Annotated in this window: 17 protein-coding genes; 7 read left to right on the top strand and 10 right to left on the bottom strand. The window is 48.8% G+C overall.

Annotated elements, in window-relative coordinates; genetic code table 11:
- Positions 1–129: 129 nt before the first annotated feature.
- Positions 130–966, bottom strand: a complete 837-nt coding sequence (locus tag AC3WTJ_RS20260) for an ABC transporter permease (protein WP_492523664.1) — start codon at positions 964–966, stop codon at positions 130–132.
- 69 nt (positions 967–1,035) lie between these two features.
- Entirely contained in the window at positions 1,036–1,815 is a 780-nt protein-coding gene (locus tag AC3WTJ_RS20255; protein ID WP_157323111.1) for an ABC transporter ATP-binding protein, read from the bottom strand.
- A 356-nt stretch (positions 1,816–2,171) separates the two neighbouring features.
- Between AC3WTJ_RS20255 and AC3WTJ_RS20250 the strand changes: the two genes are divergently transcribed.
- Genes AC3WTJ_RS20250 through AC3WTJ_RS20240 form a run of 3 tightly spaced genes read left to right on the top strand, consistent with a single transcriptional unit; the run spans position 2,172 to position 6,059 of the window.
- Positions 2,172–3,536, top strand: coding sequence for an LLM class flavin-dependent oxidoreductase (locus AC3WTJ_RS20250; protein WP_492523383.1), 1,365 nt, complete (start codon positions 2,172–2,174; stop codon positions 3,534–3,536).
- A gap of 47 nt (positions 3,537–3,583) precedes the next feature.
- Positions 3,584–4,948, top strand: a complete 1,365-nt coding sequence (locus AC3WTJ_RS20245; protein ID WP_492523382.1) for an LLM class flavin-dependent oxidoreductase — start codon at positions 3,584–3,586, stop codon at positions 4,946–4,948.
- 34 nt (positions 4,949–4,982) lie between these two features.
- Positions 4,983–6,059 (top strand): aliphatic sulfonate ABC transporter substrate-binding protein, encoded by a 1,077-nt coding sequence (locus tag AC3WTJ_RS20240; protein WP_492523381.1) that lies wholly within the window; start codon positions 4,983–4,985, stop codon positions 6,057–6,059.
- A gap of 640 nt (positions 6,060–6,699) precedes the next feature.
- On the opposite strand, the gene AC3WTJ_RS20235 is transcribed toward AC3WTJ_RS20240, so the two are convergent.
- From AC3WTJ_RS20235 to AC3WTJ_RS20215, 5 genes are all read right to left on the bottom strand, one after another.
- A complete protein-coding gene (locus AC3WTJ_RS20235) occupies positions 6,700–7,533 on the bottom strand; it encodes a hypothetical protein (RefSeq protein WP_492523380.1) in 834 nt (277 codons plus the stop codon).
- 21 nt (positions 7,534–7,554) lie between these two features.
- Positions 7,555–8,400 carry an ABC transporter ATP-binding protein gene (locus AC3WTJ_RS20230; protein ID WP_492523379.1) on the bottom strand — a complete coding sequence of 282 codons (846 nt, stop codon included), beginning with the start codon at positions 8,398–8,400 and terminating at the stop codon, positions 7,555–7,557.
- 29 nt (positions 8,401–8,429) lie between these two features.
- The gene (locus AC3WTJ_RS20225) at positions 8,430–9,461 is read right to left on the bottom strand and encodes a FecCD family ABC transporter permease (RefSeq protein WP_492523378.1); all 1,032 of its coding nucleotides are present in this window, start codon (positions 9,459–9,461) and stop codon (positions 8,430–8,432) included.
- Complete coding sequence (locus AC3WTJ_RS20220; protein WP_492523377.1) at positions 9,461–10,504, bottom strand: FecCD family ABC transporter permease; 1,044 nt, start codon at positions 10,502–10,504, stop codon at positions 9,461–9,463. The genes AC3WTJ_RS20225 and AC3WTJ_RS20220 overlap by 1 nt, the downstream gene beginning before the upstream one ends.
- 283 nt (positions 10,505–10,787) lie before the next feature.
- Positions 10,788–11,045, bottom strand: a complete 258-nt coding sequence (locus AC3WTJ_RS20215) for a hypothetical protein (RefSeq protein WP_492523376.1) — start codon at positions 11,043–11,045, stop codon at positions 10,788–10,790.
- A 278-nt stretch (positions 11,046–11,323) separates the two neighbouring features.
- On the opposite strand from AC3WTJ_RS20215, the gene yhbH reads away from it, so the two are divergent.
- Complete coding sequence (gene yhbH / locus AC3WTJ_RS20210) at positions 11,324–12,481, top strand: sporulation protein YhbH (RefSeq protein ID WP_127456711.1); 1,158 nt, start codon at positions 11,324–11,326, stop codon at positions 12,479–12,481.
- Entirely contained in the window at positions 12,478–13,911 is a 1,434-nt protein-coding gene (locus AC3WTJ_RS20205) for a SpoVR family protein (protein ID WP_492523375.1), read from the top strand. Before yhbH ends, AC3WTJ_RS20205 begins: the two co-directional genes overlap by 4 nt.
- 279 nt (positions 13,912–14,190) lie before the next feature.
- On the opposite strand, the gene AC3WTJ_RS20200 is transcribed toward AC3WTJ_RS20205, so the two are convergent.
- The 3 genes from AC3WTJ_RS20200 to AC3WTJ_RS20190 form a co-directional block, all read right to left on the bottom strand.
- Positions 14,191–14,346, bottom strand: coding sequence for a hypothetical protein (locus AC3WTJ_RS20200; protein WP_492523374.1), 156 nt, complete (start codon positions 14,344–14,346; stop codon positions 14,191–14,193).
- Positions 14,347–14,580: a hypothetical protein gene (locus AC3WTJ_RS20195; protein WP_492523373.1), complete on the bottom strand. Its 234-nt coding sequence runs from the start codon at positions 14,578–14,580 to the stop codon at positions 14,347–14,349.
- Between the two features lie 119 nt (positions 14,581–14,699).
- Positions 14,700–15,266: a Uma2 family endonuclease gene (locus AC3WTJ_RS20190; RefSeq protein WP_492523372.1), complete on the bottom strand. Its 567-nt coding sequence runs from the start codon at positions 15,264–15,266 to the stop codon at positions 14,700–14,702.
- 225 nt (positions 15,267–15,491) lie between these two features.
- Between AC3WTJ_RS20190 and AC3WTJ_RS20185 the strand changes: the two genes are divergently transcribed.
- Entirely contained in the window at positions 15,492–15,704 is a 213-nt protein-coding gene (locus AC3WTJ_RS20185; protein WP_157323138.1) for a hypothetical protein, read from the top strand.
- Between the two features lie 149 nt (positions 15,705–15,853).
- Positions 15,854–16,645, top strand: a complete 792-nt coding sequence (locus tag AC3WTJ_RS20180; protein ID WP_492523371.1) for a hypothetical protein — start codon at positions 15,854–15,856, stop codon at positions 16,643–16,645.
- The last annotated feature ends 296 nt before the right edge of the window (positions 16,646–16,941 follow it).

The following is a 16,941-nucleotide window of genomic DNA, read 5'->3' as shown; positions in this document are numbered from 1 at the left end:
CGGCTAAAATCCAAGACGGGCCCGTTCCGACGCCAAAAAGAGCCTCCGGTGACTTTTATCTGACGAAAATGGTACTTTTCGACTGAGATAGGTGTCTCTGGGGCTCTTTTTTTCCCGATTTTTAAATGATTACCCGTTAAAGCTGTCGCGCCACTTCAATAGTTTCTTTTCCAAAATCCGTACCAAGGAATCGGAACCTTTGCCTACGAAAGCAAAGATCAAAATCCCAACAAACACAATCGCCGTCTGCGAGAACTGTCTGGCATCCAGAATCAAATAGCCGACTCCCTCGCTTGAGCCCATGAGCTCAGCTACGACCAAGCCTAACCACGCAACGCCGATCGACAGCCGTAAGCCAAGCAAAATATTCGGCAGCGCCGCTGGCAAAACCAACTTCGTAATTTGTTTAAACTTACTGAATTCCAGCACCCGAGCGACATCGAACAGCTTGGAATCTACGTTCCGAATCCCCAGGAAAGTCTGCACATACAGCGGGAAAAACGCCCCTTTCGCAATAAGCAGCACCTTGGAGAACTCACCAAATCCAAACCAGAGAATAAAGAGCGGCGTGATGGCCAAATGCGGGATCGTCCGCAGCATCTGCACAGAAGGATCAACCGTCTGCTCGAACTTGCGGAACAAACCCACCAGCAGGCCAAAGGCCAGCCCTAAACTGCCGCCAATCAGAAAGCCGACAGCCGCACGCCAAATACTGATTCTCACGTGCCTGAAAAGTTCACCGCTAATGAGCAAGTCATAAAAAGCCTGACCTATCGCATACGGAGTGGGCAGCAGGGTTTTGGAAACGATGCCTAATGACCCGAAAATCTGCCATAGAATCAGAACGGTCAGCGGCAAAATGCTCCCTCGCACAACAAGCTCCCATTTGGCTTCTTTCCTTTGCGGCTTTGAAAGGTTCGGCTGTTCCGTCGAAACGGGTGGTTCCGCTGCCTTCGGCCGGGATATGGGCTGATTTTTTGCAACAATAACTTCGGCTTGACTCATCGCTGCTCCCTCACTTTCATTCTCATTTCGTTAAATACCCGAGCTGTCGATCAGCTCTAATTCGTCAATAGGTTCAAATTCACTAAGCACCAGCTTGCGCAGCTCTTGGAACGAGACGGTTGTCTTTTTTCGCGGATAAGGTAAATCAACAGAAATGATATTACGGATCGTGCCCGGACGCGCATCCATCACGACGACTCGGGTAGCCAGAAACACGGCTTCATCGATATCATGCGTGACAAGGATCATTGTTGTCCGGTTCTTCTCCCAAATGTCGAGCGCAACCTCTTGCAAGTGCGAACGTGTGAAGGCGTCCAAGGCCCCAAACGGCTCATCCAACAAGAGCACCTTCGGATTCCTGAGCAAAGCTCTTGCAATGGCAACGCGCTGCGACATCCCTCCCGATAACTCCCTCGGGTACGATTTCTCGAAGCCTTTCAGCCTCACTAACTCAATCAGGCGATCTACGCGAGCCCGGACGTCAGGGTCTTTTAAGCTAAGATCGGCGGCGATGTTCTTTTCGACGGTCAACCAAGGAAATAAGCGATGCTCCTGAAAAATAAATCCTTTATCGATACCGGGCTTTTCAACTTGTTTCTGTTCGAGAAGCACCTTGCCGTTATGTTCGGTATCCAGCCCGGCGATGATCTTAAGCAGTGTGCTTTTACCGCAGCCGCTTGGACCTATGATGGTTATAAATTCACCTTCTTTAATTTGTAATTGAATGTTATGAAGTGCTTCAACCCGGTGCCCTTGGGGCGTCTGAAACCATTTGCTCGGTAAATCAATATCTAATGATAGTACGCTCATCAAGCATTCCCCCTTTAGTCATTATTCGAATATAAAAAAAGAGACTCCCATAGGAACCCCATGACGGGGAAGGTGGGAAGTCTCCAGATATCTGGTCGACATGATTTAATTCATAGTGATTAACTTGGATATAAGGGGATCATATCACTACAAAAAATGGAAGTCAATCCTATAATTCTTATATAACCCACTTGTTTTATCGGAATTAATATGCTAGCATAACTAATCAATAACCCATACAGCCCATTGGTCCACCAAAGGCTCTCCAAGCACCGCTCATCAGCGGCTAGCTTGTGAGAGCCTTTTTGCATACTCGGGGGCTTATATGTAAGGACATTATTCGGGAGGGATGAAAGATGAGCACACCAGAGCAGAGACAACTGCGTTTAGGAGCATTTCTATTTCAAGTGGGCCACCACGTGGCGTCTTGGCGTTATCCGGATACGGATGCCCAAGGCATTTTGCAGCATACGTTTTACGAGCATTTTGCCCAGACAGCGGAGCGCGGCAAATTCGATATGATTTTTCTCGCAGACACACTTGCGGTCGTCGATCGATTTAAAACGAACATCAAGCATACCGTAACCGTTCGGCCTGAACCCATCACGCTGCTTTCCTATTTGGCAGGTGTTACGGAACATATCGGATTAGCGGCAACTGTATCTACTTCGTATCATGAACCGTACAATTTGGCACGTGAGTTCTCTTGCTTGGATCACTTGAGCGGGGGGCGAGCAGCGTGGAATGTCGTGACCTCAGGCCGCGATGAAGAAGCTCATAATTTTAGTCAAGACCGTCACCTAGCCCATGATAAAAGATATGAACGAGCACGTGAGTTCGTTGATGTCGTCACCTCCCTCTGGGATAGCTGGGAAGATGACGCTATTGTGGCAGACAAAGAAAATGGCATTTTCGCTGATCCCAACAAAGTGCATGAGTTGAATCATCGCGGCGAGTTTTTCGCTGTACGCGGTCCTTTGAATTTGCCGCGCTCACCGCAAGGCAGACCCGTTGTGATTCAAGCGGGAGCATCGGAGACAGGGAAACACCTTGCTGCCGAGACGGCGGAGGTCGTCTTCACCGCTTGGCAAACGCTGGAAGAGGCGCAGCTCTTTTACCGCAGCGTCAAGGAGTTGGCAGTCACTTACGGCCGTTCGCCGGACGACATCCTCATCATGCCGGGCATTTTCCCGGTTATCGGAGCAACCGAAGAAGAGGCGCGTGAGAAAGAAGCGCTGCTCCAATCTCAAGTGCTGCCTGCCGTCGGACTATCCATGCTCTCTGCATCGCTGAATGTCGATTTGACCGGCTATCCGCTGGATGGCCCGCTCCCTGATCTTCCGGAGCTGCAGCAGGTGAATGGCGGCAAAAGCCGCTTCCAGCTCGTCTCCGATATGGCGCGCCGGGAAGGCTTGACGATCCGCCAATTGATGTACCGGGTGACGGGCGCTCGCGGGCACCGCACCATTTATGGCACACCGGTCCAAATCGCCGATCAGCTGGAAGAATGGTTCAAGGGTGGCGCTTGCGACGGTTTTAATATCATGCCGCCTTATTTGCCGGGAGGTTTGGAAGAGTTCGTGGACCTCGTCATTCCTGAGCTTCAGCGAAGAGGGCTGTTCCGCACCGAATATGAAGGAACAACTTTGCGCGATCATCTAGGGTTGTCTAAGCCGCAAAGCCGTTTTCAGAAGGCTGAATCTGCAGTGGATACTAAGTAATAACTGATATGTGATACGTAAGCATTGAGAATTGGGGGAATGTATCAATGGGAACTAATCATGGGCAAAGACAGCTTCATCTGGGGGCTTTTATATTTGGCGTTGGGCATCATATCGCGGCTTGGCGTTATCCTTTGACAGATACAGGCGGGCTATTGAAGCTTGATTTCTACAAGCGATTTGCCCAGACAGCGGAACGGGGGAAATTCGATCTCGTTTTTATCGAAGACATCCCCGTGTTGCCGGAGCCGCTGAACCGAGCTGTCCAGTATACGCTGCCGGTCCGGGCGGAACCTTTGACCCTGCTATCTGCACTGGCTTCGGTCACCAAGAAGATCGGACTGGTCGGAACCGTATCGACAACCTACAGCGAGCCCTTTCACGTGGCGCGTAAATTCGCTTCCCTCGATCATTTAAGCAGAGGGCGGGCAGGCTGGAATGCCGTGACAACCAGCATGGAAAATACCGCCAAGAACTTCGGGCGCGACCATCATTTGGATCACTCCCTTCGTTACGAGCGGGCCAAGGAATTCGTAGATGTGGTAACCGCTCTCTGGGATAGCTGGGAAGAAGGCGCGCTCGTTATCGATAAAGCAACCGGCCAATTCGCTGATCCGGATAAAGTTCATGAAATCAATCATGTTGGTGAACATTTTTCCGTGCGCGGTCCCTTGAACGTTCACCGTTCAGTGCAGGGACGTCCCGTTGTCGTGCAAGCCGGTTCTTCCACGACGGGTCAAGCCTTTGCTGCCCGGACGGCAGAGGTCGTGTTCACAGCTTGGCAGACACTGGAAGAAGCACAAAGCTTCTATGCCTCCCTTAAAGGGCAGCTTCCCGCTTATGGACGTTCGCCGGACGAACTGAAAATATTGCCTGGCGTCCTGCCCTTCATCGGCGCGACAGAAGAAGAAGCGAAAGCGAAGGAAGCCGAATTTCAGAATCTTGTCCTCCCTGCCGTTGGGCTGGGGATGGTGCAGAACATCCTGAGAGTCGATCTTTCCGGCTATCCGCTGGACGGACCGCTGCCTGAATTGCCGGATGCGACCGAGATTAATGGCGGCAAAAGCCGCTACCAGCTGCTGCTGGACATGGCGCGTAGAGAGCAGCTTACGATTCGCCAGCTCATCCACCGGGTGACCGGGGCTCGCGGACATCGAACCATCGCTGGAACGCCAATCCAAATAGCGGACCAATTGGAAGAATGGTTCGTGAATAAAGCCTGCGACGGCTTCAACATTATGCCGCCTTATTTGCCCGGCGGACTGGATGAATTCGTCGATCTGGTCATTCCCGAATTGCAGCGGCGGGGCTTATTCCGCTCCGAATATACGGGAACTACGCTGCGCGATCATCTCGGTTTGGCTGAGCCTGCGAATCGCTTTGCTCAGCGCTCAGCCACATCTGTTCACTAAATTATAGAGTTACCACGAGAGGGGTCATGTCCGTATGAAACAGAAATCATTTTATAATAAAAGCTTATCCTTCCTGACCATTGTTACGTTAATACTTTTGTCCGCATGCGGTGCCAAAACGGCGGGCGCTCCAACAAACGGCGGAACTGCAGCTCCGAGCGGAGCCTCCGCTGCGCAAAGCAGCAGTGCGGCAGCTACTCCCGCGGCTGCTTCGAAAGAGAAGGTCGTTGTAAACATCGGCATCCAAGGTAAAACAGGCGTCCTGAACTTCGCCCGTGAGAAGGGATACTTCGAAAAAGCCTTCCAGGCTGCCGGCGCTGAGGTCAAATGGAACGAATTCGCCAGCGGCCCTCCGCACTTCGAGGCGATCGCGGCAGGCAGGCTCGATTTTGGCGCCACCGGCGGAACTCCCCTCATTTCCGGGCAAGTCGGCGGGGTTGATTTCAAAGGCATCGCTGTGACAAGCGACGGCAAAAAAGGCAACATGATTATCGTGCCGAAAAATAGCCCCATCAAGGAACTAAAAGATCTGAAAGGCAAAAAAGTCGCCGTAGCCAAAGGCAGCAGCGCCTATAACTTCCTGTATATGGCCATTGATAAGGCCGGGTTAAAGGGCGATGACGTCAAAGTTATTCAGCTTCAACCGGATGAAGCGCGACCCGCTCTTGACAGCGGCGCCATCGACGCGTGGTCCATTTGGGAACCTTATGCGACTACAGCTGTGTACCAAACGGGAGCAACGATTTTGGTCACCGGCGAAAACCTCAATATCAACGCTCCCTCTTTCTTAATTGCCCGCACCAAATTTACACTGGAGCATCCGGATCTGACTGTGCTTTTCCTCAAAACTTACGAGGAAGCACGTAAATATTACGTCGACCATCAGGATGAAATCGCGGATGAACTATCCAAATCCCAGAAGCTGGACAAAGCCATCATTGTCGATGTTTTGAAAAACACATTCCCGATCCTTTCTTCGATCACACCGGAATTCGCCAAAGCGCATCAGGAGCAGGCTGACTTCCTGCAATCCGTCGGCGCTATTAATAAGAAGCTCGACACGTCACAAGTCCTTGAGAGCAAATTCATAGATCAAGCGTTGAAGAAGTAAACTTAAGGCTCCCTCAAGCAGATACTCTACTTGCGGGTGGCCTTTTGTTTTGTAGCTATCCCAGCTGTGAAGCCCTCATTGGATCGTCCTCTCCGCAGCGAGTAAGTGGATTACTTGCAATTAACACCGATTACTCCAGCTACTTCCCGCAAAACCATCCACTTTTATCCAATTAACTGTATTTTCTCCCGCTACTCTCTGCAAATTCAGCAGATTTCGGCTAGTCACAGGCGGTTTAGATGGAGTTCCTACCACTATTGGGTTCCTAGCCACCGAGCAGCGTAGAATAACGGTAGATTTTCCAGCACCGGCTACTCCAGCCGGGCACCTTCATCGGATCGTCCCGTCGGGCCTACTGCCTACAAATAGCGCCACTACAGGCTGCTATTTCGCGGCAAAGTGGTCATTTCCGGAGCTGAAGGGAACTAGCGTCCGTTATTTCCACGTTTTCGCAGAGAAAACGGAGATTGGTGGGCAAATAAAGCCCTGTAGTTCCGCAAACACGCGGAAACGGCTGATTTTGCCAGGAATAATGGCCGCAGGTTCCCCTATTTTCCGCGAATACCTGCGAACAAACAAAAGAGGCCATCTGATTCAGTCATTTCTTCTGACTAAATCAGATAACCTCCTATTCACAATGCTATGTCGCAGCCGCTTTAGACGCAGCTTCCAGTGCCAGCTTCTCCCTGATCTGCACTTTGCGCTCTTCGCGTTCACTCGGTTTCAGCCGAGGACATGTGTAGCAATAGTAGCCGCCTTCCGTGCAGTAAAACATGCAACAGCCCGACTTCATCCGCACTTGAGTATCCGGTTCACCGGGAGCGCTCGGGTAATCCAGGTAAATGAACTTTACGTTCAGCGGATTTCCCGCACGTCCGAAAACCTGGCCGTTTAGCTCTCGCGAAACAAACGTCCACTCCTCCTCGATGCGCAGCTGCTCCTGCTCCGAACCGGCCTGCTCTTTCAAACGGTCGAACATATAACGCATCCGTGTCGGAAACAACTTCCACAAATGGGTGATATCCGTATCGGCAGCCAAGGAAGCCGCTTCTACAATGGGCCGAATGTGAGTGCCGTACCAATGGCTTAAGTGCTCTTTGCGCCATGCGCTGCGCTCTCCCTCTCGCGGTCCTTCCAGCTGCCGAATCTCATCAAGCACATAGCGGAACTCTGCATATCCTTGTTTGTGCATGTAGATTTGCAGCGTCCAAAGCTCCGGAGCCAAATCGATCAACTCATCCTTCAACATCATGCCATGCACAGCCATGTTCAAAACACCTAGCCTGCTCATAAAATACACGCATGCCGCCGCAGGCTCAAGCGCCTTCATAAGCGGCGAGTAAGCGTTAATTAACTCCCTCATGCCATCCACGGTAGCTAGGCGGCTGCCTGCTATTGTAAATAACGGCTGTGGATGCGACTCCGTAGTAACACCGAACTGCTCTGCGAGAACATGTTGTAAAGATGAATTCATGATCTTGCCTCCTTCTGCTTTTTAGCGAGATTCGCCAGCCGCCACCGCGGCTAATTCCGGCTCCGATTTTTCCTTTTTCTCTGTACCTACCAGATCATAAGGAATACAAAGCGGCACACCCGTGCGCGGATCCTTCACGATATCCGCCTCAATGCCGAAAACTTCGCGAAGCACCGGCTGCGTCACTACCTCCTCCGGCGTCCCTTCGCTTACGACCTTGCCCTGCATAATCGCGACCATGTGATGCGCATAATGAGTCGCATGGTTCAGGTCATGAACGACCATGATAATGGTCCTTCCTTCTTCCTTGTTCAGCTTTTGAAGCAGCTTCAGCACCTCAAGCTGATGCGCCATATCCAGGAACGTCGTCGGCTCATCCAAGAAAAGGATGTCGGTCTGCTGCGCCAATGCCATGGCAATCCACGCCCGCTGGCGTTGACCGCCGGACAGCTGATCTACCGGCCGATCGGCAAATGGCATCATACCGGTAACTTCGATTGCCCAGCTAATCGTTTCCTTATCTTCCTTCGTCATAGAGCCGAAGCCTTTCTGATGCGGGAATCTTCCGTAGGAAACCAATTCGCTCACCGTCAAGCCCTCAGGCGCAGTCGGATTCTGCGGCAGAATCGCCAGTTCCCGTGCGACTTCCTTCGTCGTCCGTTGGTGGATCGATTTCCCGTCGAGGTACACCTGGCCTCCTTTTATTTTCATAATACGCGCAAGTGATTTCAAAATCGTGGACTTGCCTGAGCCATTGGCGCCAACAAGTGCTGTGATTTTGGCATCAGGTATGGATAAATTCAAGTTGCTGACAATCAAACGATCGTCGTAGGCAATGTCTACTTGCTGTGTATACAAACGAGTCATGGGGATGTCTCCTCTCAAAATAAGCTTTTTTAAGCTTTGGATTTCGCAAGCAAAAATAAAAAATAAGGAGCGCCGATGACAGCTACGACAATGCCCGTTGGAATCTCACTTGGCTGTAGAATCCAGCGGGCCAGCGTATCGGCCACAATCAGCAGGAGACCTCCCGTTAACATGGAAGCCGGAAGCAAATACTGATGCTTGGGGCCAACCAATTGTTTGGCAAGATGAGGACCAATTAAGCCTACAAAACCAATGCCGCCGCCAACAGCAACGCAAGCTCCGGCAAGAGCAACGGCGGATGCAAGCAGACCAAGCCGTTCCTTTTCGACAGAGGTCCCAAGCCCACTTGCCAACTGATCTCCCAAATGCAGTACGTTCAAGGTCTGCGCTTTATATAGGACATAGGGGATAAAAATAATAAGCCATGGCAGCAGAGCCAACACAAACTTCCAATTCGTTCCCCAGATGCTGCCTGCCAACCAAATGGCAACAAACTGGTAGTTTTGAGGATCCATTTTGATCGTAAGCACAAGCATCGCTGCATTGATTCCAGCTGCGACCGCAATACCTACCAGAACGAGCCTCGTCGGTGAAATGCCGAACCCTTTTTTATAGGCCAAAACATAAATCAATGCTGCTGCAGCTCCAGCCCCAAGCATGGCGAGAAGCGGCATCATGTAGACGGGAGCCGCCTGTTTAACAGGGAAGAACGAAATAAACAGCACAACCGCAAGCCCCGCGCCGGCGTTAATGCCGAGAATCCCTGGATCTGCCAGCGGATTGCGCGAGAGCCCCTGCAGAATAGCACCCGATAAGGCAAGTCCTGCACCAACCAGCACCGAAATAATAATGCGAGGGAGGCGAAATTCGAAAAGAATCAATTCCTGTTTATCCGTTCCTTGGCCGAACAACGTGCGAAGCACGTCCATCGGAGACAAACGAATGAATCCTGTATTCATACTGATGATAAAAACAAGAACGATCGCCACAAGCAAAATAGTTAACATCGTATAGGCTTTGACTGATCGCTTGCGTGTTGTAATTTCTACCAGAGAGGCCATTACAGTTCTCTCCTTTCCTTACGAGCCAAATAGAGGAAAAACGGCACGCCAATCAGCGCGATCAAAGCGCCGATCGGTGTCTCAAATGGCGGGTTAATCATCCTTGCGCCAATATCGGCGATCACCATAAGCAGCGCGCCCAGTATACCCGAGCAGGGAATAATCCAGCGATAATCGACGCCGACTAATGCCCTTGCCATATGCGGGATAACCAGCCCCACGAAGCCAATAGAACCAACGGCCGATACCGATGTTCCTGCGAGCACAAGAGACAGCAGCATGCCTGCCGCTTTCACCCAGCCCGTGCGCTGCCCTAGTCCTGCAGCAATTTCATCACCCAGACTCAGCACCGTAATCGATCTGGATATCACAAGCGCACCGATGATGCCGCCTAGAATCCATGGCCAGACGATTTTGATTTGCAGCCATTTCGTTCCGGCTACACCACCGGCATACCAGAACGCCAAGTCCTGCGAAAGGCGAAAATAAAGCGCAATCCCCTCGCCGAGCGCTAAAAGCAAGGCGCTCACCGCAGCGCCGGCCAAAGCAAGCCGTACGGGGGATAAACCTCCTTTTGACATGGAGCTTATGCCATAAACAAGCCCAGCACCGATAGCAGCTCCGACAAAGGAGAACAAAATCAAATAATGAAAGGGCAGCCCCGGGAAAAAAGCAAAACAAAGCGCAAGCACAAAGCCTGCTCCAGCATTAATCCCGAGCAAACCCGGATCAGCAAGCGGATTCCGTGTCATTCCTTGCATAATTGCGCCGGAAACAGCAAATCCAATGCCAACCAGCGCTCCGGCCAACGCCCTAGGCAGTCTCAACTCCTTAATGATTTGATGCTGGGTTAAATCCGGGTTGAAACGAAAAACGGCTTCCCAAACGGTAGACAGCTTGATATCAGCCGCTCCTACCGATACGGACACAGCAAGACCGAGCAGTAAAGCAGCCAACCCTCCGAAAATAATAAATGAAGCTACAAGCGGTCGGCTTCGCAGCTTAGGACGTGGAGCATCGGTTGATGCTGCAGTTGAACGCATGAACATAATCCCCTTCCGATATGTACCCCAATCAAGATGAAATCAGCTTCATCTTATTCATGAAAAACATTATAGCACAGATGATAATGATTATCATTGTTAAATTGACTTCATTCTTTATTTGATATGGATACGTCAGGTTCCGTGGCATTTCGGAATTAACTAAAAAGCCTGCTTGATCTCCGGCGCGAATTCGCTGCAGGTGATTAAACAGGCTTTTTTATTAATGCAAGGGGTCATTTACTTTTCACCAGGAAATAAAACAGCAACAATGGTAAATATGTCATCTAGGGGACAATGATTTCAAAAACTCACTAGTTGTCATTCCCTTACCTTGTTTATATTCTTCACGACTTTCATCAATCATGCGCTTAAGATCTGAATTAGACTTAACCTCAGAACTAATGGAGAGGTGATCTTCCTCTTGAAGAACAACCGTAAATTTTCCTTTTCCAGGTATATGAAATTGACGAACGGAATGCTCGCTATCCATATTGATAATGGTTTCCATAAGCTCTTCAGAGTTATTTACTTTCTCCATTATTTATCACCGCCAATTTATTTAACTCTTAGCTTAATAATAACATAAATCTATAGTAGTACGTAATTTATGAATTCGTGCTCCTGTTAGTACGGCTATTACAAAGCTCACTTTCTTTTTTAGATAAATTCCAACTACAATCACCACATATCCCCCACGCTCTTGAATATATTTAGTAACAAGCTTTTTTTCACATCTAAATCATTGCTTTGTGCATGCCATACGATAAGGGTAAGGAGCTACTTGCCTAGGAAGATCACCCCCAAGGAGGTGTCAACATGACAGAACCCCTATTTACCGTTTCCCGTGAGGATTGGTCATTGCACCGTAAAGGGTACCAAGATCAAACCCGACACCAAGAGAAGGTCAAAGATGCCATTAAACAGAACCTCCCTGATTTGGTTACAGATGAAAGCATTGTAATGTCCAACGGGAAGCAGGTTGTGAAGGTACCTATTAAGAGTCTGGATGAGTACCGTTTTCGGTATAACTTTAACAAAGGGAAACATGTCGGACAGGGAGATGGCGACTCGCAAGTGGGTGATGTGCTTGGAACCGACCCTCAGCCAGCTCAAGGACCTGGGAAAGGCGAAGGCGCGGGCGATCAGGCCGGTGAAGATTATTATGAGGCCGAAGTCAGCATGGAGGAGCTGCAAGCGATGCTGTTCTCTGAGCTGGAGCTGCCGAATTTGCAGAAAAAAGAGAAGCGCAACATGACGACCACAGAAGTGATTTTCAATGATATCCGCAAAAAAGGCATCATGTCCAACATCGATAAAAAGCGTACCATCATTGAGAATTTACGCCGGAATTCACGCTCGAATTCGCCGGGTATTCACCATATAAGCCCCGATGACCTTCGTTTCAAAACGTGGGATGAGGTCGAGAAGCCGCACTCGAATGCCCTCATCATCGCCATGATGGATACGTCAGGCTCCATGGGGTCCTTTGAGAAATATATTGCACGCAGCTTCTTCTTCTGGATGACGCGGTTTCTGCGTACCAAATACGAAAACGTGGAAATTGTGTTCATTGCTCATCATACGGAAGCCAAAGAGGTTACGGAAGAAGAATTTTTCACAAAAGGCGAAAGCGGCGGTACGATCTGCTCCTCCGCATACCAAACCGCCATCGATATTATTGATAAAAGGTACCCGCCTTCTCAGTTTAATATCTATCCGTTCCATTTCTCCGATGGAGACAACTTAACGTCGGATAACGAACGCTGTGTGAAGCTCATCTCCCAATTAATGGAGCGCTGCAACATGTTTGGTTACGGAGAGGTCAACCAATATAACCGCAGCTCTACGCTGATGTCCGCTTTTCGCCACATTCATGATCCTAAATTTCTACATTATGTCATCCGCGAAAAAGGCGAAGTTTACAAAGCGTTGAAAACCTTTTTTACCAAGCAGGAGGGAGTGGCTGTTCCGTGAGTAAATCCGAAATTCAGCAGCTTGAATATGCCATTGATGAGATAACGGAGATTGCCAAAGGGTTTGGGCTCGACTTCTATCCCATGAGGTACGAAATATGTCCCGCCGAAATTATCTATACGTTTGGGGCTTATGGAATGCCAACCCGTTATAGCCATTGGAGCTTCGGGAAAAATTTTCACCGCATGAAGACGCAATACGACCTGGGGTTAAGTAAAATTTACGAGCTGGTCATCAACTCCGACCCTTGCTATGCTTTTCTACTGGATGGCAACTCGCTCATTCAAAACAAGCTCATCGTCGCTCACGTGCTGGCGCACTGTGATTTTTTCAAAAATAACGTCCGTTTCTCCAAAACGAACCGCAACATGGTCGAAAGCATGTCCGCCACGGCCGAACGTATCCGACAATATGAAATCGAGTACGGTATTGACGAAGTCGAGCAATTCATTGACGCGGTACTCGCCATTCAAGAACATATTGATCCTGTGCTCACCCTTTCTTACAGGCAGACGCGCGATCGCCAAGAAACCAACAAAGCCTCAACCCCCGCTGCGAAATCGGAAGCGACTTACGGTTATGAGGATTTATGGAGTTTGGATGCTAAAAGTAAACCCGCTCCTTCAACGGATAAAGAGGAAGCCAAGCGCTTCCCGCCAAAGCCCGAGAAGGATATCCTGCTCTTCATTGAAGAGAATGCGCCCTATATGGAGAATTGGCAACGGGATATTTTGACCATGCTGCGCGATGAAATGCTGTACTTCTGGCCGCAGTTAGAGACCAAAATCATGAACGAAGGCTGGGCTTCTTACTGGCATCAACGCATTTTGCGCGAGCTTGATTTGACCGAAGAAGAGACGATTGAATACTCCAAACTCAATTCGTCTGTCGTTGTGCCCTCCCGTCATACGCTGAACCCGTATTATTTGGGCGTGAAAATTTTCGAAGACATCGAAAAGCACTGGGATAATCCGACCGAAGAGGAAATACGGACGCAAGGCCGTAAAAAAGGCGAAGGCCGGAGCAAAATGTTCGAGGTACGCGAGTACGAATCCGATACCTCCTTTATCCGGAACTATTTGAACAAACCGTTAGTGGAGGAACTGGATTTATACGTATTTGAGAAGAAAGGCCCTGAGTGGAAAATCACGGATAAAACATGGGAGAATACCCGGGATCAGCTATTCGCATCGCGAGTCAACGGAGGGTTCCCGTATATTGTCGTGGAAGATGGCGACTATCAGCGCAATGGGGAACTGTATTTAAAGCATTGTTATGAAGGCGTCGAGCTGGATCTCAAATACGTGGAACGGACGCTTCCCTATATTTACAAGCTCTGGGGCAAGTCCATCCATATGCATACGGTCGTGGAAGAGAAGCCGGTTTTGTTCTCTTTTGACGGTAAGAAGCATCACCGCAGATTTCTGTAGAGTTGAGCGGAAAAATAAAAACCTCCAAGCCTTGTGGCTTTGGAGGTTTTTGAATTTGAACAGCCACAAATAAACTCTCTATGAACGATCACGGATCTTCGTGGGAGCTTGGTTGTTACCTGTTTTGTGATAAAATGGGGTTATAAGAACCTTGTGGAGGTGTGCCAGCTATGGAATGGGAAGAAGTTCGTAAGATTTATCCTGATCAATACGTTAAGCTACAAATCCTTGCATCCCATATCGAGGGCAATACCAAATATGTAGACGAAGTTGCTTTGATTACATGCTTCCCACACTCGTGTCCATACTTACAACCTTCTGCTCCACTAAACGCAGCAAATCAATCTTATAGTCAATGGTCTCCTGTTCGCTATAATGATCACTCATAATTTGTCTGAACCGATTTCGCGCCGTTTCGGTCCATTGTACGATCAACTATATTTCACCACGCTTTATAGCTTCAACCATCTCTTCTGTAGAATAAACTTTCCCTTGCTTTAAGTCTTTCTCGGAAGCCTCAATCATTTGTCTAACTTCCGGATCGGAATCAAACTCATCCACGGGACAGTAGACCTCATATTCCATGCCTGCAATTTGGATAAACTCTTTGTGGTCTTTCAGATACGAATCAATAACTGTACCGTCTGGAGCTTTGAGACTAAAACTCATGAGCTTCGCCTCCTTTTTTTTGAATTGTACCATATTCAGTGCTGCAATTGCAGTTTGAACCATCGCGCAGAGCGGAAAACCTCCAAGCCTTGCGGCTTTGGAGGTTTTTGAATTTAAACTTATTCTATATTGAACAGCCTGTTCATAGGTATCTGTAAATCTTTAAATGTAATCGACTGGATTGCTTCCTGCTCCGTATACAGATGCCGTACCTGGTAACTACCATCCTGCAGATAATAGACGTGAGCTGTTCGGTTGCCAGGATCGACAATCCAATACTCCTGTACCCCGTACTTTTGATAGAAATTGAACTTCTCATTAAAGTCTTTCAATGCCGTTGAAGGGGAAAGCACTTCAATGATTAGCGCTGGAGCACCATTGCAGCCTTTTTTTGAAATTTGATCTTTTGAACAAACAACGGTAAGATCGGGCTGTGTAACATGGTCGGGCGAGTCATACGCTTCACTTTCGCTAAAAAACACATCAAATGGAGCGACGAACACAAAGCAACTCCGATTCTGAAAGAATGTCCGCAAAGCGAAATGCAGTTCCCCTACAATGAATTGATGCAAAGAAGTTGGAGCTGGTGACATATTATAAGCTTTCCCATCAATTAACTCCCATGTTCCGTCCCATGTTAGCCAATCTTGATAGGTGTGAATTTTCTTCTCATCCGGATTTGACACGATGAAGTTCAACCTCCTTCAGATTTTGCTCTGGCATATATTAATTGTATCATGTTCAAGCGAACCATTGCTAATACGCAAAAACAAACGATCAAGAGCTATTTTCCAACCGACAAAAGTAGTGATATTCCGACAACGTTAATCGACGGACATCCTATTCAAGGGATGTTACGCTTAAAACTCAGTTAATTGATAATAATTTTCATGTCAGGAGATGAGTTGAAAGTGAGAATGAATATTTTATTTAACAAGAGACCAATTTCTGTGAACTTTATCGGCACGGACCACAAACTAATTCCCTCTCTGATCAACGCTCTTCGTTATAACAAATTCACAACGACGAATCTTGGTCATACTTTAGAGCATGTAGACTTATTCAGCTCCGAAGCCATTTTATACGCAAAGGATGGAAATAAAGCGAGAATTCCAATTTTTTAATCAGGATACGTACATACAAGAAAAGCCTATTCGCTAGAGTGACTCCTTCACTTTACGGATGGGCTTTTTTCGTGCGGCTTAGCATAAATTAGTTCTGAGTTTCATAGACTGATAGAAATGAAATGATTGAATTGATAGGAGTTGCTTTTATGTATACGATACGTCTCGCCAAAAATAAAGCAGCCTCCCTACTTATCTATCTCCTGATTATGATAACTAGTTTCATATGGACCATCGTCTGGGGGACTCATGGACATGTAGGGCCGCCGAACCTCCCCATTTCCGAGTATCGCGTCGATCAGGCAAGCAATGGCGTTACCCTCCACACGATCCGAACTCCGCCGCAAAATATAGGACTCAAAGCGATCACTGCGAATATAACGGACCTGAGCGACAATGGGATCAACGGAGGGTTCTTCTGGCAGGGTTATCTGCTAAGCATTGCCGTCATTAACGATCTCCCGGTCAAAGGGCAGCCCGGCGATTACGGCTCCGGCTGGTTTAATATCGACCGCAAACGAGGGACGTTGGTCTGGGATGAAAAGGCGCAAACTTTCACGATTCAAGTGGTCGAAAACGCCAATGAACTGAAAGTCATGGATCGCAACCAGTACTGGGCGCAGGGCGGTGTGAGCATGGGACTGACGAACCCGGACGGTTGGGCGGCCCAAGCGGTTTCGGAAGAGATGCCGGTCATTGACGAGAAGCGCATGCGCTCAGGTATCGTGTATGACCGGAACAACAACGTGTATCTGGTCGTAGCTCCTACACCATGCACGGGTGAACAATTCCGCACAGCCATTTTGGAGCAAGTGGGGAGCGGTCAGCTCGTGGACGGGCTTTTCCTGGACGGCGACGGTTCTTCGCAGCTCAAGGTTGCGGACTACGTGCTGCCCGGCGATCATCGCGAGGTGTATCAGATGATTACGCTGCGGAAGTAACCGGAGTCGAAGGGACAAGTCCCTGAACATGGATGTAAAAATGAACAGCAATTGTAGGGAGGGAACTAAGGTCCGCTATTTCGGCAAAATGAACCCATGAAGCTGCTGAATCGGAACTACAGGGACTTATTTCTGGCCAATACCCGTATCTCGCCATAAAATAGGACAAATAAAGGACCACAGTTCCCATCCAGCCGCCAAAGAGCTGTTTCGCGGGCAAATAACGCCCTGTAGTTCCCCTCGAGCCGAGAGGGAGGCCAACAAAAAAAGAACTCCCGCCAACAAACCGCGGGAAT

This window comes from Paenibacillus sp. FW101-FHT12H11 (assembly GCF_058790355.1).
The sequence above is the reverse complement of the archived record's forward strand: the minus strand, read 5'-3'. Positions and strand labels throughout refer to the sequence as shown.

Coding starts and splice junctions, on each gene's coding strand:
- AC3WTJ_RS20255 (WP_157323111.1), bottom strand. CDS start 1,815: ATGAGCGTACTATCATTAGATATTGATTTACCGAGCAAATGGTTTCAG.
- AC3WTJ_RS20250 (WP_492523383.1), top strand. CDS start 2,172: ATGAGCACACCAGAGCAGAGACAACTGCGTTTAGGAGCATTTCTATTT.
- AC3WTJ_RS20245 (WP_492523382.1), top strand. CDS start 3,584: ATGGGAACTAATCATGGGCAAAGACAGCTTCATCTGGGGGCTTTTATA.
- AC3WTJ_RS20240 (WP_492523381.1), top strand. CDS start 4,983: ATGAAACAGAAATCATTTTATAATAAAAGCTTATCCTTCCTGACCATT.
- AC3WTJ_RS20235 (WP_492523380.1), bottom strand. CDS start 7,533: ATGAATTCATCTTTACAACATGTTCTCGCAGAGCAGTTCGGTGTTACT.
- AC3WTJ_RS20230 (WP_492523379.1), bottom strand. CDS start 8,400: ATGACTCGTTTGTATACACAGCAAGTAGACATTGCCTACGACGATCGT.
- AC3WTJ_RS20225 (WP_492523378.1), bottom strand. CDS start 9,461: ATGGCCTCTCTGGTAGAAATTACAACACGCAAGCGATCAGTCAAAGCC.
- AC3WTJ_RS20220 (WP_492523377.1), bottom strand. CDS start 10,504: ATGCGTTCAACTGCAGCATCAACCGATGCTCCACGTCCTAAGCTGCGA.
- AC3WTJ_RS20215 (WP_492523376.1), bottom strand. CDS start 11,045: ATGGAGAAAGTAAATAACTCTGAAGAGCTTATGGAAACCATTATCAAT.
- yhbH (WP_127456711.1), top strand. CDS start 11,324: ATGACAGAACCCCTATTTACCGTTTCCCGTGAGGATTGGTCATTGCAC.
- AC3WTJ_RS20195 (WP_492523373.1), bottom strand. CDS start 14,580: ATGAGTTTTAGTCTCAAAGCTCCAGACGGTACAGTTATTGATTCGTAT.
- AC3WTJ_RS20180 (WP_492523371.1), top strand. CDS start 15,854: ATGTATACGATACGTCTCGCCAAAAATAAAGCAGCCTCCCTACTTATC.